This is a genomic window from Synechococcus sp. CS-1329 (assembly GCF_025128055.1).
Classification (GTDB): domain Bacteria; phylum Cyanobacteriota; class Cyanobacteriia; order PCC-6307; family Cyanobiaceae; genus Regnicoccus_A.
Genome location: NZ_JAHLYS010000045.1, coordinates 89652 through 114058, shown reverse-complemented (window position 1 = coordinate 114058; position 24407 = coordinate 89652). Strand labels below are relative to the sequence as shown.

At 67.0% G+C, this 24407-nt stretch carries 21 protein-coding genes; 9 read left to right on the top strand and 12 right to left on the bottom strand.

All coding sequences use genetic code 11. The features are described 5' to 3' along the window. Nucleotide 1 precedes the first annotated feature (1 nt). The 4 genes from KQ304_RS12320 to KQ304_RS12305 all read left to right on the top strand — a co-directional run bounded on the left by KQ304_RS12320 (nt 2) and on the right by KQ304_RS12305 (nt 3409). Complete coding sequence (locus tag KQ304_RS12320) at nt 2–1279, top strand: amino acid ABC transporter permease (RefSeq protein WP_259737348.1); 1278 nt, start codon at nt 2–4, stop codon at nt 1277–1279. 3 nt (nt 1280–1282) lie between these two features. Beyond that, nucleotides 1283–2026, top strand: coding sequence for an amino acid ABC transporter ATP-binding protein (locus KQ304_RS12315; RefSeq protein ID WP_311133912.1), 744 nt, complete (start codon nt 1283–1285; stop codon nt 2024–2026). 232 nt (nt 2027–2258) lie between these two features. After that, the gene (locus KQ304_RS12310; protein WP_259737347.1) at nt 2259–2597 is read left to right on the top strand and encodes a P-II family nitrogen regulator; all 339 of its coding nucleotides are present in this window, start codon (nt 2259–2261) and stop codon (nt 2595–2597) included. 74 nt (nt 2598–2671) lie between these two features. Beyond that, nucleotides 2672–3409 (top strand): GAP family protein, encoded by a 738-nt coding sequence (locus KQ304_RS12305; protein WP_259737346.1) that lies wholly within the window; start codon nt 2672–2674, stop codon nt 3407–3409. Nucleotides 3410–3418: 9 nt separating this feature from the next. On the opposite strand, the gene KQ304_RS12300 is transcribed toward KQ304_RS12305, so the two are convergent. From KQ304_RS12300 to KQ304_RS12265, 8 genes are all read right to left on the bottom strand, one after another. Beyond that, nucleotides 3419–3820, bottom strand: coding sequence for a fasciclin domain-containing protein (locus KQ304_RS12300; RefSeq protein ID WP_259737345.1), 402 nt, complete (start codon nt 3818–3820; stop codon nt 3419–3421). Nucleotides 3821–3852: 32 nt separating this feature from the next. Then, on the bottom strand, nt 3853–5145 hold the full coding sequence (locus tag KQ304_RS12295) for a CO2 hydration protein (protein WP_259737344.1): 1293 nt from the start codon (nt 5143–5145) through the stop codon (nt 3853–3855). Further along, the gene (locus tag KQ304_RS12290; protein ID WP_259737343.1) at nt 5142–6623 is read right to left on the bottom strand and encodes an NADH-quinone oxidoreductase subunit M; all 1482 of its coding nucleotides are present in this window, start codon (nt 6621–6623) and stop codon (nt 5142–5144) included. The genes KQ304_RS12295 and KQ304_RS12290 overlap by 4 nt, the downstream gene beginning before the upstream one ends. A gap of 33 nt (nt 6624–6656) precedes the next feature. Then, entirely contained in the window at nt 6657–8483 is a 1827-nt protein-coding gene (locus KQ304_RS12285) for an NAD(P)H-quinone oxidoreductase subunit F (RefSeq protein ID WP_259737342.1), read from the bottom strand. 134 nt (nt 8484–8617) lie between these two features. Continuing rightward, nucleotides 8618–9892 (bottom strand): SLC13 family permease, encoded by a 1275-nt coding sequence (locus KQ304_RS12280; RefSeq protein WP_259737341.1) that lies wholly within the window; start codon nt 9890–9892, stop codon nt 8618–8620. Beyond that, a complete protein-coding gene (locus KQ304_RS12275; protein WP_259737340.1) occupies nt 9889–12615 on the bottom strand; it encodes an HAD-IC family P-type ATPase in 2727 nt (908 codons plus the stop codon). Before KQ304_RS12275 ends, KQ304_RS12280 begins: the two co-directional genes overlap by 4 nt. A gap of 66 nt (nt 12616–12681) precedes the next feature. Next, nucleotides 12682–15108 carry a phosphoenolpyruvate synthase gene (gene ppsA, locus KQ304_RS12270; RefSeq protein ID WP_259737339.1) on the bottom strand — a complete coding sequence of 809 codons (2427 nt, stop codon included), beginning with the start codon at nt 15106–15108 and terminating at the stop codon, nt 12682–12684. Between the two features lie 27 nt (nt 15109–15135). Next, on the bottom strand, nt 15136–16329 hold the full coding sequence (locus KQ304_RS12265) for an ABC transporter substrate-binding protein (RefSeq protein ID WP_259737338.1): 1194 nt from the start codon (nt 16327–16329) through the stop codon (nt 15136–15138). Nucleotides 16330–16507: 178 nt separating this feature from the next. Here KQ304_RS12265 and KQ304_RS12260 point away from each other — a divergent pair, with 178 nt between their 5' ends. After that, a complete protein-coding gene (locus KQ304_RS12260; RefSeq protein ID WP_311133911.1) occupies nt 16508–17206 on the top strand; it encodes a hypothetical protein in 699 nt (232 codons plus the stop codon). A 10-nt stretch (nt 17207–17216) separates the two neighbouring features. Here the strand turns inward: KQ304_RS12260 and KQ304_RS12255 are convergent, their stop codons facing one another. The 4 genes from KQ304_RS12255 to hemH all read right to left on the bottom strand — a co-directional run bounded on the left by KQ304_RS12255 (nt 17217) and on the right by hemH (nt 21064). Continuing rightward, complete coding sequence (locus KQ304_RS12255) at nt 17217–17447, bottom strand: GIVxVP protein (protein ID WP_259737336.1); 231 nt, start codon at nt 17445–17447, stop codon at nt 17217–17219. After that, nucleotides 17444–17923, bottom strand: coding sequence for a hypothetical protein (locus KQ304_RS12250; RefSeq protein WP_399229330.1), 480 nt, complete (start codon nt 17921–17923; stop codon nt 17444–17446). Before KQ304_RS12250 ends, KQ304_RS12255 begins: the two co-directional genes overlap by 4 nt. Continuing rightward, entirely contained in the window at nt 17854–19626 is a 1773-nt protein-coding gene (gene ilvB / locus KQ304_RS12245; RefSeq protein WP_399229371.1) for a biosynthetic-type acetolactate synthase large subunit, read from the bottom strand. Before ilvB ends, KQ304_RS12250 begins: the two co-directional genes overlap by 70 nt. Nucleotides 19627–19888: 262 nt before the next feature. Then, the gene (gene hemH / locus KQ304_RS12240; RefSeq protein WP_259737335.1) at nt 19889–21064 is read right to left on the bottom strand and encodes a ferrochelatase; all 1176 of its coding nucleotides are present in this window, start codon (nt 21062–21064) and stop codon (nt 19889–19891) included. 137 nt (nt 21065–21201) lie between these two features. On the opposite strand from hemH, the gene KQ304_RS12235 reads away from it, so the two are divergent. From KQ304_RS12235 to frr, 4 genes are all read left to right on the top strand, one after another. Further along, nucleotides 21202–22323 (top strand): site-specific integrase, encoded by a 1122-nt coding sequence (locus KQ304_RS12235; RefSeq protein WP_259737404.1) that lies wholly within the window; start codon nt 21202–21204, stop codon nt 22321–22323. Between the two features lie 47 nt (nt 22324–22370). Further along, nucleotides 22371–23048 carry a cob(I)yrinic acid a,c-diamide adenosyltransferase gene (gene cobO / locus KQ304_RS12230; protein WP_259737334.1) on the top strand — a complete coding sequence of 226 codons (678 nt, stop codon included), beginning with the start codon at nt 22371–22373 and terminating at the stop codon, nt 23046–23048. Nucleotides 23049–23128: 80 nt separating this feature from the next. After that, nucleotides 23129–23842, top strand: a complete 714-nt coding sequence (gene pyrH / locus KQ304_RS12225) for a UMP kinase (protein ID WP_259737333.1) — start codon at nt 23129–23131, stop codon at nt 23840–23842. A 24-nt stretch (nt 23843–23866) separates the two neighbouring features. Next, entirely contained in the window at nt 23867–24406 is a 540-nt protein-coding gene (gene frr / locus KQ304_RS12220) for a ribosome recycling factor (RefSeq protein WP_259737332.1), read from the top strand. Nucleotide 24407: the final 1 nt, after the last annotated feature.

Genomic DNA, 24407 nt, shown 5'->3' with positions numbered 1-24407 from the left:
GGTGACCGCCCTACCCCCCGGCTCCGCCACCACCCCGCCCCTGCGGCCTGCCAGTCCGGCACCGCCATCGGTTCAGCGCAGCTGGGCCGGTGTCCTGCGCCAGGAACTGTTCGCCAGCCGCGGCGACGGTCTGGTCTCGGCGCTGCTGATCCTGTTGATCCTGGCCTCGGCAGTGGGTCTGCTGCGCTGGGCCTTCGGCCAGGCCCAGTGGGCCGTGATCCAGGTCAACACCACCCTCTTCGCCGTCGGCCGTTACCCCATCGAGCAGCAGTGGCGCCTCTGGCTGCTGGTGGTGCTGGTGGCGGCCCTCAGCGGCCTGAGCTGGGGTCTGCTGCGGGCTTTCCCACGGGCGGATCGCAGCGGTGAGCTCTGGCCCTTCAACGACCGCCTGGCGGTGGCGCTGCTCGGCTTCCTGGCGGCCTGGCTGCCGGCGGCCCTGGCCCTGGGCTTCCCCCTGCAGGTGCGCTGGTGGGCGATCACCGGCCTGCTGGTGGCCATGCGCTGGATCGCCGGCCACTGGGGCCGCAGCTGGCCGCCGCGGCTGCTGAAGCTGGTGCCCCTCAGCTGGCCGCTGCTCTACCTGCTGGGCATGGTGCTGATCGCTGGCGGCCTGGGGATGTCCCAGGTGTCCCCCTCCAACTGGGGCGGCCTGCTGCTCACCCTGTTGATGGCCAGCTTCGCGATCCTGCTGAGCTTTCCGATCGGCGTGGTGGTGGCGCTCGGGCGCCGCAGCGACCTGCCGTTGCTGCGCTGGAGCTCGGTGCTCTACATCGAGTTCATCCGCGGTGCACCGCTGATCACCCTGCTGTTCCTGGGCCAGAACATTCTTGGCTACATGCTCCCCGGCGGCTGGGCGCCGGATCGGGTCTGGCGGGCCGCCTGGGTGCTCACCTTCTTCTGCGGGGCCTACCTGGCCGAGGCGGTGCGCGCCGGCCTCTCCGCTGTCCCCCCCGGCCAGCTGGAGGCCGCCCGTTCCCTGGGGCTCTCGATGCCCCAGGCCCTGCAGCGGGTGGTGTTGCCCCAGGCCCTGCGCATCGCCCTGCCGGCGGCGGTGGGGCAATTCATCTCGCTGCTGCAGGACACCACACTGCTGTCACTGATCGGCCTGCTCGACCTGCTCGGCACGGCCCGTACCGTGATGGCCAATCCCGAGTTCCTGGGCAAGAACGCTGAGGTGTATCTCACCCTGGCTGTGCTGTTCTGGTGCTGCTGCGCCGCCCTCGGGCTGGGCAGCCGGGCCCTGGAGCGTCGCCTCGATCCCACCCATTCCCCCGCCTGAACCATGCCGTCCACCCAGCCGATGATCGAGGCCTGCGGGGTGCAGAAGTGGTATCCCAATGGCTTTCATGCCCTCCGTGGCGTCGACCTGAGCGTGAGCAAGGGCGAGGTGGTGGTGATCATGGGCCCATCGGGCTCCGGCAAGAGCACCTTCATCCGCACCTTCAACGCCCTCGAGGAGTTCCAGGAGGGCAGCATCAGCGTCGATGGGATCGTCCTCTCCAACGACCTGCGCAACATCGATGCGATCCGCTGCGACACCGGCATGGTGTTTCAGCAGTTCAATCTCTTTCCCCACCTCACGGTGCTGGAGAACCTCAGCCTGGCGCCGGTGGTGGTGCGCAAGCGCCGGCGCAGCGAGGTGGAAGCCCAGGCCATGGCTCTGCTGGAGCGGGTGGGCATCGCCGAGCAGGCCCGTAAATATCCGGGCCAGCTCTCGGGCGGCCAGCAGCAGCGGGTGGCCATCGCCCGCTCGCTCTGCATGGAGCCGCGCATCCTGCTCTTCGATGAGCCCACCAGTGCCCTCGATCCGGAGATGGTGGGCGAGGTGCTGGAGGTGATGCGCAACCTGGCTGCCGATGGCATGACGATGGTGGTGGTGACCCATGAGATGGGCTTCGCCCGCGAGGTGGCCCACCGGGTGGTGCTGATGTCGGAGGGGCAGATCGTTGAGGAGGCTCCTCCGGAGACCTTCTTCACCAACCCCCAGCACGAACGCAGCCGCCAGTTTCTGGCCCAGATTCTCTGAGCCCAGCACCAGCAGCTCTCACACCCACAGATCCAGCTGGTGGGCCGGGATGGCCTCAGCAGCCGTGCGGAGCGTCCGATTCACCCCAAACAGCCCCAAGCGGGGCATTCTGTTTCGACAGCTACAGAGCAGAGCGGGCCTGACCCGCATTGTTCGCAGGACTGCCCGCACGAACGGCGAACCCCGTCCGTGCTTCCATCACACTCACGTTGTTGTCCCACCATCTTTCATCATGAAAAAGGTTGAAGCCATCATCCGCCCAATCAAGCTCGACGATGTCAAGACGGCTCTTGTCGATGCCGGCATTATCGGCATGACCATTACGGATTGCCGGGGCTTCGGTCGCCAGAAGGGACAGGTTGAGCGTTATCGCGGCACTGAATTCACCGTCGAATTCATCAACAAGGTGAAAGTGGAAGTGGTCGTCGACGATGACAAGGTGGATGCCGCCATCGAAGCCATTGCCGGCCCTTCCCGCACCGGCGAGATCGGAGACGGCAAGATCTTCGTGACGACCGTGGAGAAAGCCGTGCGCATCCGCACCTCGGAAACGGGCACCATCGCTCTCTGAGCCGAAACCACCCCTCGCACAGGGCATTGCCGGACCATTACGGTCTCTGAGACCACAACGGTACCGGCGATCCCGTGCCCAGCCTTGAACTGCTCGGTCCAGCTCCGCACCTCAGCTCTGCGGCACTTTTCAGTCAGACGTCCCTGTTCGGGTTCGGCATCGCCTTCAGTCCACTGCATATTGCTGTGGTGGTGCTTCTTCTGCTCGGACAATCGCCGCTCAGGCGTGCCCTGGCCTTTGTGAGCGGTTGGGCCAGTGCCAATGGATTGGCGATCGTGGCCCTGATGGCGGTGGGTGACCGCCTCGCCCTCGGTCTTAACCATGGAGAGCGCGGGCAGGTGATGATCGACCTGGTGGGAGCGGCCGTGTTGATGGGCCTTGGCCTCTATCAGCTCACCCCTGCCGCTGCCATCGACGAGCAGGGCATGGCGATGCGTCTGATCGGCCAGTTGCCCGACTTCAGCGCACCGATGTTGGTGCTGATTGGAGCAGTCAGTGCCCTGCTCACCCCCGAGAATCTGGTCTTCTATCTCAAGGAGGCCGGCTTGTTGTTGATCAACCAGCCAGGAGTGGGCACGGATCTGGAACTCACTGGGGTGTTTGTACTGGTGGCCAGTTCCCTGCTGCTGCTGCCACCGCTGGCCTGGATGGCCACCGGAGGTGGCATCCGTACGCCCCTCAGCCGCCTCGAGGGCTGGATGGAGCACCACGGCGAATGGGTTGTGGGTGTTCTGGCGCTGCTGATCAGCGCCTATCTGGTCTGGGAGGGCCTGCACGGGCTCTGGCTGATGCAGGGAGCCGCACCGCTCTGAGTGGGGAATTCAGCCTGGCAGCATCACCCGGTTGATCACGTGCACGATGCCGTTGTCGCAGATCACATCGGCGGCATTCACGCTGGCGTTCTTCACCTCGAAGGGATCGAAGCGACGGATCGGCAGCGGTGCCCCCTCCAGTGTGGTCCACTCCGCCTGAGCGATCAGTTGCTCGCGGGTGTAGTGGCCAGAGAGCACGTGATATTTGAGGATTCGCGCCAGTTGCGGCGGGTTCTGCACGAGGGTCTGAACGGTGCCAGCCGGCAGCGCCGCAAAGGCATCGTCCACCGGGGCGAAGACCGTGAAGGGGCCAGGGCTGGCGAGGGCCTCCAGCAACCCGCCGGCTTCAACAGCCGCCAGCAGGGTCTGAAAGCAGCCGGCCGCACGGGCAGTATCGAGAATGTCAGGCACGGGGATGGTGGGCAGAGGGGCGGTGAATCAGCTCAGCGGTAGTCCTGGGTCTGCACATCGCGCAGGCGAGCTTCGGGCCGGAGGAAGCGATCCATCTGGCTTTCGAAGAAACGGCGATTGGCCAGAAGATGCTCCGGGTCAGGATCATCGAGTGGATAGAACAGCGCAGCCCTGAGGGCCTGGATCACCGCCGAGGTCACGTTGTACATGGAGCGCTGGAAGGTGATGCCCAGCTGAATCAACTGATCCTCCTCGCCACGGCGGTGCTGGAGATAGATCTCCTTGAGATAGGGAGGCAGGAAATGAACCATGTCCTGCATCAGCAGGGTGGGGGGGATGCCGGCTGAGCCCACCGGGAACACATCGGCATAGAGAATGCCGTAGTGAAAATCCGCCTGATCCGCCGGCACCTGACCCGCCTGAGCGTTGTACGACTTGGTGCCGCGAAAGGGTGCTGTGCGATAGAAGACTGCCTCCACATAGGGCAGAGCAGCTTCGTAGAGCCAGGTGAAACCCTCTGACTTAGGGATGATCTCCAGGCACTCTCCGTTGATGTAAACGTGGTGATAGATCGGCCGACCGGCCACTGCGAAGATGCCATTCACCAGGAAGTCCATCGCGGCGGGCACGCCGGAAAAGCCTCCTTCGTCGTAGATGTCGCTCATCTCAAAGAAGACCGGTGCCATCACCTCCCAGAACAGGCCCAGGTTGGCGTAGTAGCTGAGTTTGCGCACCTGCTCCAGGAACATTTCCGGAAAGAGCTTGTGCAGCCCCAGCATCAGGGGGTTGCCCTTGAAGTAGGCCTTGATGGCCCGATCGGCGTTGGCCTTGTAGGTGTCGCTCTCCAGGTAGTCGTAGAAGCGTCCGCCCATGCCCTGGTGCCAGAACATGGCATCCATGCAGGCCTCCGCGAACTCCATGTTGATGCGATCGTGCCAGAGGTGGTGGAGCAGCTTGGGCATCCGCCGCGTCTCCCCCTTCTCCATGAACTCCAGCAACTCGGGGTGCGCCCCGGCCTCTCCCCGCCAGATGCGCAGGTCGGCGGTCTCTCCGGCATAGGAATTAGGAAGATCGAGATACTCCTGGCTGGGGAAATACTTGAAGGCTGGCAGGGGATTGAGAAACACCCGCTCGGCGATGTAAAGCAGATCACGCCAATAGAAGTCCATCGGCACGGCATAGGCCTTGTAGATGCCGATGATCTGCATCAGATTTTCCGGGCTGTCAGGCAGCATCGAGCCACCGGCTTCCAGCCGCTGCACCACTTCAGCGAAGGGGTGGGTGGAGGGGGGGAGAGCTGTGAGCTTCGCGGTCAGCACCGTCATGAGGGGAGCTCCTGAAGGATGGAGGGGGCGGGAAGGGAGGCGATCAGGGGTTGGTGACGAGCCAGGGTCGCGGTGACCGATTCACTCCAGCCCAGGGTGAGGGGCGGCCAGAGGCCTCCCACCAGCACCAGAGCGGAGAGCACCAGGGCCGGCAACCGCTCGCCCCAGGTGGTGGCGGGGTAGAAGGCCTTGGCGTTGTCGAGTTTGCCGAAGCCCACCCGGTTGAACAGGCGGATCGCGTAGACCGCCGTGAGACCGGAGGCGAACAGGCAGCCGAGGGTGGGCAGGGGGAACACAGTCCAGCTGCCCTGGAACACCACCAGTTCGGCCACGAAACCCACCATGCCGGGCAGACCGGCCGCTGCTATCAGGGCCAGCAGGAACATGCCCAGGGTGAAGGGCAGTCCGCGCAGGGGGTTGAGCAGGCCGGAGAGTTCGGCGATTTCGGTGGTACCCGTCTTGGCTTCGATCAGGCCCACCACGCAGAACAGCAGCGAGGAGATCACCCCGTGGGCCAGCACCTGGGCGACGGCCCCCTGAAGGCTCAGGGGTGTGGCGGCGGCCAGGGCCAGCAGCAGCAGACCCATGTGCCCCAGGGAGCTGTAGGCCACCAGCCGGCGCATGTCGGTCTGGGCGATGGCGTTGAGCGCTCCATAGACCGCACCGGCGGTGCCCGCCACGGCGATCAGCGGTGCCCAGGCCTCCCAGGTGTCCCCCATGAAGCCCACTCCGAAGCGCAGCAGGCCATAGGCCCCGAGCTTGGAGACGGCACCGGCCAACAGCATCGCCACCGGTGAGGAGGCTTCGCTGTAGGCCAGGGGCTGCCAGCCATGCAGGGGAACCGCGGGTAATTTCAGGCCAAAGGCCAGCACCAGCAGTCCCAGGATCCAGACCTTGGAGCCCTCAGGGAGCACAGCTGTGGCCATGTCGTCGTAGGCGAGGCTGAAGCCGTTGGCGTTGAGCAGGTCCAGGGCGAGCACGGCCGCCAGCAGGACCACCCCAGACACAGCGCCGAAGAGCAGATAGCGAATGGCCGCCTGGCGGCTGCGCTCATGGCCCCAGATGGCAATCAGCAGGGTGGTGGGGACCAAGATCAGCTCAAAGGCGATCACGAACAGCAGGCCGTTGCGGGCCAGCAGGGCCCCTTGCAGGCCGAGGTTGGTGATCAGCACCAGCGAGAAGAACAGCCGCTGCCTGGGGGTCTCCAGGCTGGTGGCTGCGACGGCCATCAGGGTGAGCAGGGCGGTGAGGCCCACCAGCGGTAGCGACAGGCCGTCCTGGCCCAGATGAAAATCGAGCCCGAGCTGGGGCAACCACTCCAGCCGCAGGTCAGCGGCGGGCTGAACCGCCATCCGCACCATCAGCAGCAGCTGCAGGCCGGGGATCACCAGGGCCAGGCGGCGGGGCCATCGCCCCGGTGGAGCGACGATCATCGCCAGCGCGGCCGCCAGCGGAAGCAACAGGAGCAGAAGCAGCATGGGAGTGATGGCTTGACGGCTGGGAGAAGGGCGTCAGAAACGAAGCAGGGTGGGTGCCAGGGCCGGTTGGCGCACCAGAATCCAGGCCCCCATCAGAATCACGCCGATGAGCACGGTGAGGGCATAGCCCTGCACACGGCCGGAGGTGCTGTAGCTGAGACGGCGGGCCCCCTCCATGGTCAGACCACCGCTGCGGTCGCTGAAGCCATCCACCACTCGACGGTCGACCCAGCGGCTGGCTGCTGCCAGCACCACCACCAGACCCACAACGGTTCGGCGGTAGAACGTTTCGGTGTGCAGGTCGGCGGCCAGCCAGTCCTGCATGCCATCGAGGGGGTGGGGGAGCTGCTGCCAGGTGAGAGCACCCCCCAACAAGGTGGAGGCCAGCAGCGGCAGGGCCATGGGACTCCAGTTGAAGCCACCGAACTGGGTGGGGGCCAGCAGCACCGGCAGGTGCAGCACCATCCCCGCCCCCACCATGGTGGGCAGCACCATCAGCCAGAGCACCTCAGCCGAGCGGGCCGTGAACACCGAGGGAGATCCGCCCCAGATGCGCCGGAAGATGCGCACCAGGCAGGCGCTGATCAGTCCGTTGGTCAGCAGCACCACCACCAGCAGAGCCGATGGGGCGGACCCCTCCAGCAGGGAACCTGCCAGCTCGTTGAGCGCTCCAAACCCAGCCAGGGGCGGCAGGGCCACCATGCCGCCGGCGCCGACGAGAAAGGCCAGGCCCGTGAGCGGTCGCCTCGACCAGAGACCACCGAGCTGGGTGAGGTCCTGGGTGACGTTGCTGGTGATCACCGTGCCCACTGACATCAGCATCAGTGCCATCGGCAGGGGGTAGATCAGCAGCATGTGCCAGGCCGCATCCACGGAGCCGCAGCCCACGGCCATGAACAGCAGGCCGAACCAGCTGCTCACCAGGAAGGACAGGGCCCGTTTGATATCGACCTGGGCCAGGGCGATCAGGGCAGCCACCAGGGCGGTGGTACCGCCCACCACCACCAGGAACGCCAGGGCGGTGGGACTGATGGCCAGCAGGGGGTAGAGACGCAGCAGCACCCAGGCGCCGCCGGCCACCACCACTGAGCTGCGCAGGATCGTGGAGGGGAGGGGACCCTCCATGGCTTCATCCAGCCAGAGGTGAAGGGGAATCTGGGCACATTTGCCCATCGGTCCAGCCACCAGGGCCAGCAGGATCAGGGTCAGTGCCGGTGACGGTTCAGCCTGCGCGGCCCAGACGGCCAGATCATTGAAATTCCAGCTGCCGGCCATCGGCAGCAGGGCGATCACACCGGCCAGCAGCACCAGATCCCCCACCCGTTTGGTCAGGAAGGCATCGCGGGCCCCCTTGACCACCAGCGACTGGTTGTACCAGGTGCCGACAATCAGATAGGTGCCGAGAGTGAGCAGCTCGAGCACCACATAGGAGAAGAAGAGCGAATCGGTGACCACCAGGGCGCAGAGGCCAGCCTCGAAGAGGTTCAGGGAGCCAAAGAAACGTGGCCAGCCCCAATCCATCTCCAGATAGCCGATCGCATAGATCTGAGCCAGCAGATGAACGCCGCAGATCATCGTGATGGCGATCAACACGCTGCGATCAATCGAAGCGTCGAAATTGATCGTCAGACCGGCGGTGGAGAGCCAGGTCCAGGTGAAGCTGAGGGTGCGCCCGGAACAACCCATCCAGGCCAGCAGGCCATGGCTGAAGGCCAGGAAATTCATCACCAGGTTGACATACCCGGCAGGTCGCGGTCCACTCTGGCTGATCAGACCGGGCGACCAGAGGAAGGAGAACAAACCGCCAAGTAAGGGGTAGAGCGGAATCAACCAGGCCGTCTCGAAGAAGGGGACGGTCATCGCGTTGTGCGGTTTGCGGGAGAGTCGCAAAACCTTAGGGGCTTCCCGTGCGCTGCGGGGCGCCAATGAAGTTGCGTTGCCTATGACTCCGTTAAGCGTGGTTGATCAGCTTCGATCCCCCTGTCAGCCCAGACTCAGCCCATCGCCGGTGGCCACTGCTGCAACCACAGGGCTGAGGCCGCCAGCTGCAGCAGCACCGTGGGAATACCGAAGCCCAGCCACAGGCGGAAGGAGATCGGGCACCCTTCCCGGCGGCCGATGCCGACCGCCACCAGATTGGCCGAGGCACCGATGCTGGTGGCGTTGCCCCCCAGCGTCGCGCCCAGCAACAGGGCCAGCAAACTTGGCGAGAGGGCCTGCGGAGCTGTGCTCTCCAGCAGCACGGGCATGAGCATCGCCACCAGCGGGATGTTCGGCACCACGCTGGAGGCCGCTGCGCTGCTGAGCAGCAGCAACTGGCTGTCGCCACCGCTGCTTAGTCCGGCCAGTGCCGTGGCCGCCAGGGCCAGGACCCCCTGACGCTCCAGGCCACCGATCAGCACAAACAGGCCGATGAAATAGAGCAGTGTCGACCAGTCGAGCCGGGAGAGCAGACCCTCGACGCTGACCATGCCGCTGCGGTGAACCACCACCAGGCTGAGCGCAGCCCCCGCCAGCGCTGTTGCCCCGGGCTTGAGGGGCATGGGCAGCTCCTCACCCCAGAGGAACAGGGGCAGCATCCCCACCACCACCGCCAGCAGCAGGGCGAAGACCCTGGGGTGGAGCAGCCGCGGCGCCAACCGTTGCAGGGCAGGCCGCCGCAGTCTCCAGATGCGGCGGTAGAGCCAGGGCAGGGTGAGCAGCAGCATCAGCAGACTCAGAACAGCGGCGCTCGCCACCTGGCGGCCGTAGGCCAGGAAACCCAGGCCGATCTGGCTGGCCACCAGGTTGGTGGCGGGATCGCCGATCACGGTCAGCAGGCCGGCACTGTTGGCCGTGAGCACCAGCAGGATCAGCAGCGGCCGCGCATCCAGCTCCATCTCTCTGGCCAGGGGCGGCAGCAGCGGGCCGATCAGCAGGACCGTGGCGGCGTTGGGCAGCACGGCGCCGAGGGCCGTGGTGAGCAGCACCAGGCCGAGCAGCAGCCTGCGTCCCTCGCCGCGGGCCCCCTCCATCAGGCGATGGGCCAGCACAACAAAGGCCCCGGTGGCCTCCAGGGCCTGCACCACCACCATCATTCCGAACAGCAGCGTGAGCGTGCCCTGGGCCTGGGCCACGCTGGCCGCCGCCTCCGGCAGGCTGATCACACCGCTGAAGATCAGCACCGAGGCCCCCAGCAGGGCCGCCGCTGTGAGCTGGGTCCATCCGCTGGCGGTGGCCCCCAGCACGGCCAGCGCCGTGGCCAGGGCGATCCAGGCCTGGGGACTCAAGCTCGGCTCTCCCCGCTGAACAGGCCATGGTCCGCCGGCTCGGCGGTGGGATCCAGCCGCTGTGCCGCCAGGGCAACAGGAATCATCGGCAGCATCGGCAGGGCGCAGATCAGCCACTGCTTCAGGCTCAGGGCTTCGGTGCTGAACAACTGGTTCATCCAGGCCAGCTGGCTGAAGGCCACCTGCAGCATCAGGGCCAGGGCCAGACCCAGCAGCAGCACCGGAGCCTGGGTCAGCTGACCCCAGCCCCGCTCAGCGGCGCGGTGCAGCCCTTTGCTCACCTGGCTGATGCTGAGCAGGTACACCATCTGGGCCAGCACCAGCCCCTGCACCGCCATGGTGCGGGCGCCGGCCAGATCCAGGCCACTGTGGCGACCCCAGGCGAAGAGGCTGAAGATCAGGGCCCAGTTGAACAGCGACACCAGCAGGAGGCGCCGGATCAGCCCGCCGGTGAGCAGGGGCTGGCGGGGAGGTCTGGGTGGCTGCAGCATCAGCCCCTCGCAGCGGGGCTCGAAGGCCAACGGCACCGACATCGTCAGCGAACTCACCATGTTCAGCCAGAGCACCTGCAGCGCCGTGACGGGAAGCTCCAGGCCCAGCAGTGCCGCCAGCAGGATGGTCATGGAGGCGGCCCCGTTCACCGGCAGCACGAAGGCCAGGGATTTGCGCAGATTCAGGTAGACAGCGCGACCTTCCTCCACAGCGGCTTCGATCGTGGCGAAGTTGTCGTCGGTGAGCAGCATGTCGGCGGCCTCACGGGCCACCTCGGTGCCACCCCTGCCCATGGCGATGCCGATGTCGGCCTGCTTCAGGGCCGGGGCGTCGTTGACCCCATCACCGGTCATGGCCACGATCTCGCCATTGGCCTGCAGCGCCCGCACCAGCTCCAGTTTCTGGGCCGGGGCCACCCGGGCGAACACATCCAGCCGGTCCCCCTGGCTGGCCAGCTCGGCGGGCGTCAGCCGCGCCAGGGCCGGGCCATCGAGGCCCTCCAGGGGGCCATGGCCCAGGCCCAGGCCGATCTGAGCGGCAATCGCCAGGGCCGTGTCCAGGTGGTCGCCGGTGATCATCTTCACCCGGATGCCAGCGGCGCGGCAGGCTGCCACCGCCGCGATCACTTCCGGCCGGGGGGGATCGAGCATCCCCTGCAGACCCAAGAATTGCAGTCCCTCCGCCACGTGCTGTTCCTCAAGGCTGGGCTGCTGGGGCTGGGCCCAGCCCACCGCAAAGGCCAGCACCCGCTGCCCGCGTCCCGCCATGGCGGCCACGGCCCCGTGAACGGCGGCGGCATTGAGGGGCTCGTCGCCGCCACTGGCGTCCAGCTGGCTCAGGCAACGGGGCAGCACGGCCTCCACCGAGCCCTTCACCAGGATGCGGGCGCTGCCATGCAGGGTGGCCATGTACTGCCGCTCCGACTCGAAGGGAATGGCGTCGCGCCGGGGGTGTTCCAGCAGGCTGCGCTGCGCATCCAGGCCCGCTGAACGGGCCGACACCAGCAGGGCCGTTTCCGTGGGATCCCCCACCAGCCCGTCCTCCTCGCTGTGGCGGGCGTCATTGCAGAGCAATCCGGCCAGCAGGGTTTCGCCCATGGCGTGGTTGGCGGCCAGGGCGGCCTCGCCCCAGAGGCTCTCGAGCGGGCGCAGGTCGCCGCCGGCATAGATCTCCTGCACCAGCATCCGGTTCTGGGTGAGGGTGCCGGTCTTGTCGGAGCAGATCACCGTGGTGCTGCCGAGGGCCTCCACGGCCGGCAGCTTGCGGATGATCGCGTTGCGGCGGGCCATGCGCCTGACGCCGATCGCCAGGGTGATGGTCACGATCGCCGGCAGCTCCTCGGGGATCGCCCCCACCGCCAGGGCCACGGCCCCATCGAACATCTCAGCGGATCCCCGCTGGCGGATCAGGCCCACCGCGAAGGTGAGGGCGGCCAGCACCAGGATCACTTTCAGCAGGGTCTGGCTGAAGCGCTGGATCTTGCGCGTCAGCGGGGTGCTCAGGCTGTGGTGCTGGCGCAGCACCGTGGAGATCTGACCCACTTCGGTGGCCCCGGCGCAGGCCACCACCAGCCCACTGCCCAGGCCGGCGGTGACGAAGCTGCCGGCGTGAGCCATGCCGCGGCGATCCCCCAGGGCCGCCTCCAGCGGCGCTGCCTGGGTTGATTTCGCCACCGGCAGGGATTCGCCTGTGAGGGCCGATTCATCCAGCCGCAGTTCGCGCGTCTGAAGCAGGCGCAGGTCGGCGGGCACCCGGGCGCCAGCGCTGAGCCGCACCAGATCACCGATCACCAGCTGCTCGGAGGGCAGACGCAGCTGCCGCCCGCCCCGCACCACATCCACCTCGGTGCGCACCGATTGCGCCAGCGCCGCGATCGACGATTCGGCCCGATCCTCCTGAACGAAGCCAATCACCGCATTGATCAGCGTCACGCTCCAGATCACCAGCGCTTCGCCGAGGGAGTCGATCCAGAGCTTGATCAGGCCCGTGATCAGCAGGGTGTAGAGCAGAGGGTTGTGGAACTGCTCGAGGAAGCGCAGCCAGGCGGGCCGCCCCCGCAGCAGGGTCAGCTGGTTGGGACCGAAGCGCTCCAGCCGTCGGGCGGCTTCAGCGTCGCTCAGACCCCGCTCGGGATCACTGCCCAGCCGGCTGAGCAGAGTGGCGCCATCGAGGGCATGGAACGCTGAATCCTGGGGGCTGACGTCCCCCCCATGGGCAGGCGGGCCTGACATCAAGTCGCGCGACGAAAACTGACCCTATCGGCCCCTCCCCCAGGCGTTGTTCAGCGGACAGCGGCCTCAGCCGGCTGCCGCCAGCTCGGCCTCGATCGCCGCGATCGCCAGGCGGGTGGCGATCACCGCATCGGGATTGAGGCTGATCGAATCGATGCCTTCCTTCACCAGGAAGCGGGCGAACTCGGGGTAGTCGCTGGGGGCCTGGCCGCAGAGGCCGATCGGACGGCCGCAGCGGTGGGCTGTGTGGATGGCGAGGCGAATCATCTCCTGAACGATCGGATGACGCTCATCGAACAGGTCTGCCACCAGGGAGGAGTCGCGGTCGATGCCGAGGGTGAGCTGGGTGAGGTCGTTGCTGCCGATCGAGAACCCATCGAAGTGCTGCGAGAAGGCCTCCGCGCCGATCACATTGCTGGGCAGTTCGCACATCACATAGACCTTGAGATCGTCGACCCCCCGCACCAGGCCATGGCTGGCCATTTCCTCCAGCACGCGCACGCCCTCCTCCGGGGTGCGGCAGAAGGGCACCATCGGGATGGTGTTGCGCAGACCCATCTGACGGCGAACCCTCAGCAGGGCCTGGCATTCCAGGCCGAAGGCCGCACGGAATTCCGCAGAGGTGTAGCGGGCCGCTCCCCTCCAGCCGATCATCGGATTGGCTTCGGTGGGCTCGAAGGCCCCACCGCCCAGCAGGCGGGCGTACTCGTTGCTCTTGAAGTCGGAGAAGCGCAACACCACCGGTCTGGGATGGAAGGCCGCCGCGATCCGTGCCATGCCCTGGGCCAGCCGGTCGACGTAGTACTCGGTGGGGTCGTCGTAGCCGGCGGTGAGGGTGGCAATGGCCTCCCGCTCGGCTGGATCGCTCACCCGCTCGGGCTGCAGCAGCGCCATCGGGTGCACCCGGATGTGGTTGGCGATGATGAACTCCAACCGGGCCAGGCCGACGCCATCGCAGGGAATGGCCGCGAAGCGGAAGGCCTTCTCCGGGTTACCCACATTCATCAGGATGCGGGTGCGGGTGGGCGGCAACTGCTCCAGCTTCTGCTCCTCCTTTTCGTAGCGCAGCAGCCCCCGGTAGACCATGCCGTCTTCGCCTTCGGCGCAGCTGATCGTGATCGCTTCGCCGTCTTGGATGCGCTCGGTGGCGTCGCCACAGCCCACCACGGCGGTGATCCCCATCTCGCGGGCAATGATCGCCGCATGGCAGGTGCGTCCCCCCTGATTGGTGATCACCCCCCGGGCCTTTTTGAGGATCGGTTCCCAGTCGGGATCCGTGCGCTCGGTCACCAGCAGATCGCCCACTTCAAAGCGATCGATGCCGCTGGAGTTGAGGATCACCCGGGCGCGGCCACTGCTGATCGAGGCCCCGATGGCGCGCCCGTGAGTGATCAGCTCCGCCTGATGGGGTTTGAGCTGCCAGCGGCAGAGCACCGAGCCTGACCGCCTCGATTCGACAGTTTCAGGGCGGGCCTGAAGAATGAACAGCTCGCCGCTTTCGCCGTCGCGGGCCCACTCGATGTCCATCGGTGTGGCCGCTCCATGGCGGGCGCTGTAGTGGTCCTCGATCAGACAGGCCCAGCGGCCCAGGGTAAGGGCCTCCTCGTCGCTGATGGCATAACGACCGCGCTCGATCGGCGGCACGGGTTCATTGCGCACCGTGCCGCCTTCGGCGTAAACCATGCGGATCGCCTTGCTGCCAAGACGCTTGTTGACGATCGCGGCATAGCCCTGGCGCAGGGTGGGCTTGAACAGCAGCAGTTCATCGGGATTCACCGCCCCTTGGACCACGTTCTCGCCGAGGCCATAGGCCGCGTTGATCAGCACGGCATCGCGGAAACCGCTCTCCGTGTCGATCGTGAACATCACCCCGGCGGCCCCCAGATCGGAGCGCACCATTCGCTGCACGCCGATCGAGAGGGCCACCTCCAGGTGATCGAAGCCGTTGATCTGGCGGTAGGAGATCGCCCGATCGGTGAACAGGGAGCTGTAGCAGCGCAGACAGGCCACCAGCAGGTCGTCCTCGCCGCGCACGTTCAGGTAGGTCTCCTGCTGGCCGGCGAAGCTGGCGTGGGGCAGATCCTCCGCCGTGGCACTGGAGCGCACCGCCACCGGACCGCCCCCCAGGGCGCCATAGGCCGCCTTCACGGCAGCTTGGAGCTCCGCTGGCAGCTCAGCTCCAAGGATCAGCTCGCGGGCGCTCTGGCCGGCCTGCTGCAGGGCCGCGAGATCACCACTGTCGAGGTGACCGAGGATGGCCCTCAGCGGAGCCTCCAGGCCGTTGCGCTGCACAAACTGCCGGTAGGCGGAGGCGGTGGTGGCAAAGCCGCCGGGCACCCTCACGCCCTGGCTGGTCAGCTCCCGGATCATTTCGCCCAGGGAGGCATTCTTGCCGCCCACCTCAGCGATGTCACCGATGCCCACCTGCCCAAAGGGCCGCAGCAGGGGTTCCTGGTTGGAGAGTGTGCCGGGAACGGTTGGGTTGGGGCCCATGGCGATCAACTCGCACAGAGACCCAGGCTAGGAACGGCTGGCGCTGGGGTCTGCCTTGAGGGGCGTCAGCCGCAGCTCCCCTGTGGGAGGAAGGCCAGGGGTGATGTCCAGGCGGCTGGCGGCGCCGCGCAGGGCCACCGGTTTGCCGGCCCGCCGGGCCTTGATGGCAGCGCAGAGGTCCTGGGGCTTGGCCGTGGCATCCAGCCAGTCCAGCGACCAGGCTTTTGTGCTCGAAGCGTTCACTGAGGAGACGGTCACCAGCTGACCGGTGTCGAAACCGGCGGCCTCCACCAACCCGGGGCTGTAGCCATAGCGTTGCTTGAACGCCTGCTCAAAGCGCCCCCAGCCCGGCCCACGACTGAGGGAGTCGACCCCCAGCTGGGGCAGGGGCAAGGGCTCGCTCACTGGGAACGGCCAGGCGAGGGTGAGGTTGTTCGGCAGGTCAAGTTCGGCCACGGCCCGGGCCAGGGAGCTGCCCGGGGATGTCATCACCACCAGTGAAGAGGGGGTGTACCAACCCACGTCATCGCGCAGCTGGGTCATCACCTTGGCGCTGGGTTCCACGATCGCCTCGGGTGTGTTGGTGGCCCCCACGGTCCAGCCGCCGCTGCCCTGGATCGTTTCCACGAAACGATCGGCCAGGGCCGCCTGCTCCGCTCCACCGTCATGAATCACCATCACCTTGCCCCCCTTGTCCTCCAGCAGGCCGCGCGCCAGCCGGTCGGCTTCGAGACTGCGAGAGGGCAACACCGGCCAGATCCTTTCGGCACCCACCTGGCCGGGCAGACGCTGCAGGGAATATCCCCGCTGCAGGGGCAGGAGCACATTCACCCCCCGGCTCTGGGCCAGTCGACCGTAGGGCAGCAGGTTGACGGCAGGTGGAGCGATCAACAGCTCGGGCATTGGTAACCCTGCCAACAGAGCTTCAGGGTCCTGCTCAGGGGGAAGCCATCCCAGGCCCTGGCTGGGGGGCCGCAGGCCGCAGGCCCGGGTTTCCTCCATGGCCAGGCCGTAACCGCGGCGCAGGCCGTCCCCCACCCCGGCCAGCAGCCCTTCACTGGGCAACAGCATCAACACATCCCTGGAGAAAGGGCTGCTGGCCGCCAGGCTCTGGACCCCCACCAGCACCGCGGCCAGTCCCGCTCCGACACTCCAGAGAGGAAGCCGCCCTCCCTGCTCTGGCGAGGGGGGAGGTCCACTTCCCAGTCCGCCAGTGGTCATGACTCATACCGTCCAGCCCAGCGAGATTACGTGCAGCGCCGTCCCTAAATTTGATCTTCTTGTCCAGGGACGCATGCTGAGCCTCACCGCCGCAAAGCTCGCTCCGCAGACCCCTGCAGCCCACAGGCAGAGCCTGACCACTCGGTGGGCCCGCTGGGGCCTGGGCTGCATCAGTGCGGTGGCTCTGCTTCAGCCGCTCCCGGCGATGGCCATTCCCCAGGCGGAGGCCATGAAGAAGCTGGCCGTCATTCCGGTGTTCGTCCTCACCGACACCAAAGGAATTCCGCTGCCCCTGGAGCGGAACAAGGCTTTGGTACTGCCCCTCTACCTGGATCGGGCCAAGGCCAATCAGGAGCTCGCCGCGTTCACCAAGGCCAACCCCACCATCAAGGCGGGAGTGCTGCCGATGCCCATGAATGTGGCCCTGGAGCGGGTGCAGGAGATCAATAAATCGCTGAAAGATCGCAAACTTCTCTCGCCGGTGATTCCATTGCCAGCAGATCTGAACCAGGCGCGTACCCTCCTCGGCAAACAGGGTCTCGATCAGAAGGCCATTCAAGAGGGGCTTGCCGTGCCGGTGTTTTTCACCCAACCACTGATCACCATTCAGACGCCCCAGGGTGAGCGTGGTCTTTTCTTCTTCGACTACGCCTCCCTGCAGAAGGCGATGGCCGGCATCCCCGACCGCAGCAAGCTCACCGTCCAGGCCGCTGATCTCAGCGCCGTGATGGATCAGATCGTCAAACAGCCCAAGGACACCTACGCCTTCTACCCAACACCGGATTACTTCCAGTTGGTGCAGCAGCAATCCAGCAGAACCGGGGCGGCAGGCCCCCCACCCGCCGCGGCTCCGCCTCCGGTGGCTCCACGCCGCTGAAGAACGTCAGCTAGCTGTTGTCGTCGGCTTCCATGTCCCGTTCCGGTTCGCCCTCCGGTTCGGCCTCAGGCAGCAACTGGGTGAACAATCCTCCACCCAGCAGCACCGCAGCGATCGCCAGGGCCAGGGGCCGGTTGGCTTGCGAGCCTTCTCCTCCCCAGAGGGCCGCGCTGAGGAAGGCACCACCCAGCAGCAGGCTGGGCACCAGCACGATGCCCTTGGCGGTGCGGTTCAGGCTCATGGCTCCTGGGCGTTGTCTTCGCTGGAGGGGCAGCCCTGGGGACTGATCAACGCCGGCAGGGGCTGAGCCAGACCGGCACTGATCAGGCCTGTGCCCAGGTCATCCCCTCCCCGCAACACCTGCACCCGCGCCAGCAGGACCCCATCGGCAGAGCCCAGCGGGCGCAGATTCACCCGGGTGCGGCGCGGCAGCTCCTGGCGCAACCAGTCTTCGGCGGCCCCTGAGAGCTCCGGGGTGACGCTGATGCAGCCCAGCTGCACCGGGTAGCTGCGGTTCTGATCACCCACCTGCAGCAGCACACCACTGCGCACCTGCAACACCTCGGCGGCGGCAGCCGGGCTGGCGCCGATGGGATCAAGCAGCAGGCCGATGGCCAGGACCAGGGCCAGAAGCAGGGGCAGGGGATTCAGAGCTTGGCACCGCAGCTGGGGCAGAAGAGATGGGCGCTTTCCGTGCTGATGCCACAGGAGCCGCACAGGCGGGTGGTGTCGATCGCCAGCTCCGGATGATTGGGAAGACCGACCATCTGGGCATTGCTGGCACCGGGGGGCACCATCGGATAGCAGTTCTCGTTGCGGCGGACGCGCACATCGATCAGAGCCGGGCCTGGATGGGCCAGGGCCTCGGCCAGTTGTTCGCGGAAGCTGGAGCGTTCGCTGATTCCCACCCCTCTGACTCCGAAGGCTTCGGCCAGGCGGGGAAAATCGGGCATGCCGCGGGTCATCTCCGAGGCGGAGTAGCGCTCGCCGTAGAAGCTCTCCTGCCACTGCCTCACCATGCCCTGCCAGCCGTTGTTGAGGATCACCACCTTCACGGGCAGGTCGTACTGGGAGAGGGTGCCCAGCTCCTGGATGTTCATCAGGATGCTGGCGTCGCCAGCCACGCAGATCACCTGATCGGCCGGGAAGGCCACCTGAACACCCATGGCGGCCGGCAGGCCGAAGCCCATGGTGCCAAGGCCGCTGCTGCTGATCCAGTGGCGTGGCGGGTTGTTGAGGTACTGGGCCGCCCACATCTGGTGCTGCCCCACATCGGTGGTGACGAAGGCGTCCGGAGCGAAGTCGCGCAGGGCCATCACCACTTCCTGGGGAGCGATGGCCCCCTCCGGGGTGGGGATCACCAGCGGGTAGTGGCGCTTCCAGCGGTTGATGCGCTCCAGCCAGGCAGCGGTGTGGCCGTGATCGCTCTCGCCGCTCGAGGCCTGCAGCAGGGCCTCCAGGGCCAGGCGCACGTCTGAGACGATCGGCACCTCCGGCAGGCGGTTCTTGCCCACCTCAGCGGCATCGATGTCGATGTGGATCACACGGGCACGGGGGGCGAAGCTGTCGAGCCGCCCGGTGACCCGGTCGTCGAAGCGGGCACCGGTGGCGATCAGCAGATCGCATTCGGTGACAGCGAAGTTGGCATAGGCGGTGCCATGCATGCCCAGCATTCCCACCGCCAGGGGATGGCGCTCATCGAAGGCGCCCTTGCCCATCAAGGTGGTGGTGACCGGCAGCTGGAAGCGCTCGGCTAGGGCAATCAGGCTGGTGTGGGCGCCGGAGCTGATGGCGCCACCGCCCACATAGAGCAGCGGACGCCGCGCCTGGCGAATCAGCTCAATGGCCTGAGCGATCGCCGCAGGGGCTGGTCCGCTCGGCAGCTGATACCCCGCCGGGATGGCCGTTCCCGGCTCCACAGGGGTGTACTCAAACTCTTCGAGCCCCACATCCTTGGGCACATCGATCAGCACCGGTCCGGGACGACCTGTGGCGGCGATCAGAAAGGCTTCGGCCACGATCCGGCCGATGTCGGCGGGATCACGCACCACCCAGGAGTGCTTCACGATCGGCAGGGTGATGCCGAAGATGTCGGTTTCCTGGAAGGCATCGGTGCCGATGGCGGCTCGCGGCACCTGACCGGTGATCACCACCATCGGCACCGAATCCATCTGGGCCGTGGCGATGCCGGTGACCAGATTCGTGGCCCCGGGACCCGAGGTGCCGAAACAGACGCCGACGCGGCCGGTGGCCCTGGCGTAGGCATCGGCGGCATGGGCGCCCCCCTGCTCGTGCCGCACCAGCACATGCTTCAGCCAGCCGCGGCTCTCGGCCTTGTGCAGAGCGTCGTAGATGGGCAGGATCGCTCCGCCGGGGTAACCGAACACATCGGTGACGCCATGGCGGTGGAGCGCATCCATCAGGGCGTCAGCGCCGCTGAGCCGCCCGGGAACCACTGGGGCTAAGGCCTCAGCGGGAACCTGGCCAGGGGCCGAGGGAGCGGTCGTCGCTGGGTGGGCGGCGGCGGCAGTCGTCGAAGTCACGGTGGTCACGGTCACGGTGGCGAGCAACACACGCAACGGAGACCGTCAGCGTAGAAGCTCAGTTCCAAGCTTGGGAGAACTGTTGCGCGGTCTGTGGCTGCCGCTGGGGAGTAGCGGAAGCCACAGACCGCTGAGGGGCCTAGAGCAGGCCGAGCGCATGCAGCGGACCCCGGCCACTCAGGAGCTCCAGCAGGAAGGCCGAAAATCCCAGCATCGCCAGGCGGCCATTCCAGACCTCGGAGCTGTTGTTCCAGCCCCAGGCCCACTTGTCCTGGGGGTAGAGCTTCACCTGGGTGGGCAGGGCGGCGGCCTGATCCAGGTTCACCTCAGGACCGGCCTGGGCCAGCTGCACCAGATCCGCCAGCCCCTTGATGAAGGTGGGGTAGGTGTCGAGGGCGGGCACGCGCACGAAGTTGCTGATGCCGGCTTCGGTGGCGATCTCCCGGTATTCGATGTCGATCTCCTCGAGGGTCTCGATGTGCTCGCTCACGAAGCTGATCGGCACCACCACCAGCTCCTCGACCCCCTCCTCGCCGAGCCGCACCAGGGCCTCATCGGTGTAGGGCTTGAGCCACTCCACCGGTCCCACCCGGCTCTGGTAGGCCAGGGTGTAGGGATTGCCATGGCCCAGCAGCTCCTCCAGCTTGGCCATCACCAGGATTGAGCAGGCTTCGATCTCCTGCTGGTAGGGGTCGCCGGCATCCTCCACATAACTCTTGGGCACGCCGTGGGCGCTGAAGAAGACGTGGGCGGCGGCGGGGTTCCGGCAGCTGCTCACCCCGGCGGCGATCAGCTCCGCCATCGCCAGCACATAGCCGGGATGGTCGTACCAGCTGCGGATGCAGCGGATCGGCAACTTGCTGAAGGCGGGGTCGGCCTGGCGAAGGCGCTGCAGTTCCCGGAAGCTTGAACCGCTGGTGCTGATCGAGAAGTGGGGATAGAGCGGCAGCACCACCACCTCATCCACCGAGTCGGCCTTGATGTCGCCCACGGCAGATTCGGTGAACGGATGCCAGTAGCGCATCGCCACATAGGTGGTGGCCTGAACCCCCCGCTGACGCAGCTCGCTCTGGAGCTCACGGGCCTGCTGCTCGGTGATGCGGCGCAGGGGGGAACCGCCGCCGATGGCTCGGTAGGCCTCCTTCGACTTGCTGCTGCGCAGGGTGCTGATCAGCCAGGCCAGGGGCTTCTGCAGCAGGGGCGTGGGCAGCCGGATGATCTCCGGGTCGGCGAAAAGGTTGTAGAGGAATGGCCCCACATCTTCGATGCGCTCAGGCCCGCCGAGGTTCAGCAGCAAGACGCCGACCCTGGCCATACCTGATCTGATCCACCGAATGGCTCAGAGCGTAACCCTGCTGGTGCCCGCTGGCGTTAGCCGGCCGTGATCGATAACCTCGGCGCCCACCGGCTCCAGCTGTTCTGACCCCTGCCCTTGCCGCCATCGATGCCGCGCTGAGCGAGGAGAATGCCCGTCTGGCCGCCAGCGGTCTGGCCCTGCGCCTGGAGCGGCGGGGGGGGCGGCTGGCTCTGCGCGGTCCCCTGCCCTGCCCCCGCGGTGGCCCCCAGCGGGTGCAGCGCCTGAGCCTGGGGCTGGAGGCCAGCCCCACCGGCCTGAGCCAGGCCCGACGGGAACTGAAACGGGTGAACCAGGCCCTGCGTCAGCAGCGCTTCGACTGGGGCGACTGGGGGCGTCCCACCGCCGCTGCCTCGTCCCTGGAGCAGCTCGAGGCCTTCGAGCAGGCCTTTTTCGCCGACCCCCGCCGCCGTCGCAATCCCGCCGGCAGCCGCACCACCTGGACCGCCGCCTACCAGCCCTACCTGCGCCGGTTGCGCTCACGGCTGGAGCAGGGGGAGCCCCTGGAGAGCCAGCAGCTGCTGGAGGTGCTGGAGGGCTATCCCCCCGCCAGCCGCAGCCGCCAGCAGTGCGGCACTGCCCTGGCGGCCCTGGCCCGGCAGCTGGAGCTGGCTCTGCCTGACGACTGGCGTGAGCGGGCCGGCGGCTACGGCCTGCACCAGGCCCAGTACCGGCGCCTGCCCAGTGATGCCCAGTTGCTGGAGTGGCTGGAGCGCATTCCCAACCCCCGCTGGCGGCTGGTGTACGGCCTGATGGCCACCTATGGCCTGCGCAACCACGAGGTGTTCTTCGCCGATCTCTCCGCCCTGGCCCCCGGCGGTGATCGGGTGATCCGGGTGCTGCCCACCACCAAGACCGGTGAACATCAGGTTTGGCCCTTCCAGCCCGAGTGGGTGGACCGCTTCGATCTGACCCTCCTCGGCGAGGCCAGTGACCGCCTCCCCGCGGTCTGCACCGATCTGCGGCGCACCACCCTGCAGCAGGTGGGCCGCCGGGTGGCCGAGCAGTTCCACCGCTACCAGTTGCCCTGCACCCCCTACGACCTGCGCCATGCCTGGGCCGTGCGCACCATTCACATCGGCCTGCCCGACACGGTGGCGGCGCGGATGATGGGCCACTCGGTGGCCATCCACACGCGCACCTACCACCACTGGATCACGCGCCGGGACCAGCAGCAGGCCGTCGATGCGGCCCTGGCCCGTCAGCGCCTGACCCCCTGAGCCAGCCGGCGCGCCAGAGTGGCGGGCGATCGCCGAGCTCCACGCCGATGTCCAACCCTCCTGTGGCTGACCCGCTCGATCAGGTGGCCGCTGAGCTGGGCCCCGGCGGCGATCTGGCCCCCGAGCGCGACGCCGAGGCCTACCGCCGCCGCATGCAACGGCGCCGGGAGGTGCAGCAGCAGCGGGTGGGCGAGCGCAGCCTGGAGAAGGGGCTGGTGCTGGTGTTCACCGGCGATGGCAAGGGCAAGACCACGGCCGCGCTGGGCCTGGTGCTGCGCACCCTCGGCCACGGCGAGGGGGTGGCGGTGGTGCAGTTCATCAAGGGCGGCTGGCAGCCAGGGGAAGCCCGGGCCCTGCAGCTGTTCGGCAACGATCTGGCCTGGCATGCCCTCGGGGAGGGCTTCACCTGGGAAACCCAGGACCGTGATCGGGATCGCCAGCTGGTGCAGGAGGCCTGGGGGCGCTCGTTGCAGTACCTCGCCGATCCCGTCCGCAAGCTGGTGGTGCTCGATGAGGTGAATGTGGCCCTCAAGCTGGGCTACCTGGAATTGGATCAGGTGCTGGAGGGCCTCGATCTCCGCCCGGAGCTCACCCACGTGGCCCTCACCGGCCGGGGGGCGCCGCAGGGTCTGGTGGATCGGGCTGATCTGGTCACCGAGATGAAGCTGGTGCGCCATCCCTTCCGCGAGCAGGGGGTCAAAGCCCAGGCCGGCATCGAGTTCTGACGCACAGCGGTTGCCGCTCGGGGCTTGCGGGAGTGCTTGCTACTGTGCCGCCGACTGTGTTCGCCGTGCGCTGAATTCCGATGGCCTACCAGCGCGTTCTGCTCAAACTCAGCGGCGAGGCGCTGATGGGGGAGCAGGGCTACGGCATTGATCCCGCCATCGTCCAATCGATTGCTGAGGATGTCTCAGCGGTGGTCAGCGCCGGCAAGGAGCTGGCGATCGTGGTGGGAGGAGGCAACATCTTCCGCGGCCTCAAGGGCTCCTCGGCCGGCATGGACAGGGCCACTGCCGACTACGTGGGCATGCTGGCCACCGTCATGAATGCCATCACCCTTCAGGACGCCCTGGAGCGCGCAGGGGTTCCCACCCGGGTGCAGACGGCCATCGCCATGCAGGAGATCGCTGAGCCCTACATCCGCCGCCGGGCCATCCGCCATCTCGAGAAGGGACGGGTGGTGGTGTTCGGTGCCGGCTGCGGTAATCCCTTCTTCACCACCGACACCACCGCCGCCCTGCGGGCCGCCGAGATCAACGCCGACGTGGTGCTCAAGGCCACCAAGGTGGACGGGGTGTATGACAAGGACCCGGCCTGCCACGCCGACGCCGTCCGCTACGACCAGCTCACCTTCCAGGACGTGCTCAGCGGTGAGCTGGCCGTCATGGACAGCACCGCCATCGCCCTCTGCAAGGACAACGCCATCCCGATCGTGGTCTTCGACCTGTTCGGGCCCGGCAACATCGGCCGCGCCATCGCCGGCGAGCCGATCGGCACCCGCATCGTTCCTGCCGGCTGACCCCGCACACTCCCCGCAACGCCCATGGATCTCGACGCCAGCATGCGCAAGTCGCTGGAAGCCACCCAGCGCACCTTCAACACCATCCGCACCGGACGGGCCAATCCCTCCCTGCTCGACAAGATCTCGATCGAGTACTACGGCACCGAGACGCCCCTGCGTTCGCTGGCCAATCTCTCCACCCCGGATTCCCAGACGATTCAGATCCAGCCCTTCGATGCCGGCGCCATGGCGGCGATCGAGAAGGCCATCTCCTTGAGTGATCTGGGTCTCACCCCCAACAACGACGGCCGTCTGATTCGCATCAACATCCCCCCGCTCACGGCTGAGCGGCGCAAGGAGTTCTGCAAGCTCGCCTCCCGCTATGCCGAAGACGGCAAGGTGGCCCTGCGCAACATCCGCCGCGACGCGATCGACAGGATCAAAAAGCAGGAGAAGGACGGGGATCTCTCCGAAGATCAGAGCCGCGATGAGCAGGAGAAGGTGCAAAAGCTCACCGATCGCTATGTCGTGGAACTGGAGAAAAGCCTGGCGGACAAGGAAGCCGAAATTCTCAAGGTGTGAA

Bases quoted from the DNA above. Each gene is read 5' to 3' on its own strand.
- ppsA (WP_259737339.1), bottom strand. From the start codon at position 15,108: ATGGGCCCCAACCCAACCGTTCCCGGCACACTCTCCAACCAGGAACCC.
- ilvB (WP_399229371.1), bottom strand. From the start codon at position 19,626: ATGGATGCGCTCCACCGCCATGGCGTCACCGATGTGTTCGGTTACCCC.
- KQ304_RS12275 (WP_259737340.1), bottom strand. From the start codon at position 12,615: ATGTCAGGCCCGCCTGCCCATGGGGGGGACGTCAGCCCCCAGGATTCA.
- pyrH (WP_259737333.1), top strand. From the start codon at position 23,129: ATGGCCTACCAGCGCGTTCTGCTCAAACTCAGCGGCGAGGCGCTGATG.
- KQ304_RS12310 (WP_259737347.1), top strand. From the start codon at position 2,259: ATGAAAAAGGTTGAAGCCATCATCCGCCCAATCAAGCTCGACGATGTC.
- hemH (WP_259737335.1), bottom strand. From the start codon at position 21,064: ATGGCCAGGGTCGGCGTCTTGCTGCTGAACCTCGGCGGGCCTGAGCGC.
- KQ304_RS12265 (WP_259737338.1), bottom strand. From the start codon at position 16,329: ATGACCACTGGCGGACTGGGAAGTGGACCTCCCCCCTCGCCAGAGCAG.
- cobO (WP_259737334.1), top strand. From the start codon at position 22,371: ATGTCCAACCCTCCTGTGGCTGACCCGCTCGATCAGGTGGCCGCTGAG.
- KQ304_RS12255 (WP_259737336.1), bottom strand. From the start codon at position 17,447: ATGAGCCTGAACCGCACCGCCAAGGGCATCGTGCTGGTGCCCAGCCTG.
- frr (WP_259737332.1), top strand. From the start codon at position 23,867: ATGGATCTCGACGCCAGCATGCGCAAGTCGCTGGAAGCCACCCAGCGC.
- KQ304_RS12290 (WP_259737343.1), bottom strand. From the start codon at position 6,623: ATGCTGCTTCTGCTCCTGTTGCTTCCGCTGGCGGCCGCGCTGGCGATG.
- KQ304_RS12315 (WP_311133912.1), top strand. From the start codon at position 1,283: ATGCCGTCCACCCAGCCGATGATCGAGGCCTGCGGGGTGCAGAAGTGG.
- KQ304_RS12295 (WP_259737344.1), bottom strand. From the start codon at position 5,145: ATGACGGTGCTGACCGCGAAGCTCACAGCTCTCCCCCCCTCCACCCAC.
- KQ304_RS12285 (WP_259737342.1), bottom strand. From the start codon at position 8,483: ATGACCGTCCCCTTCTTCGAGACGGCCTGGTTGATTCCGCTCTACCCC.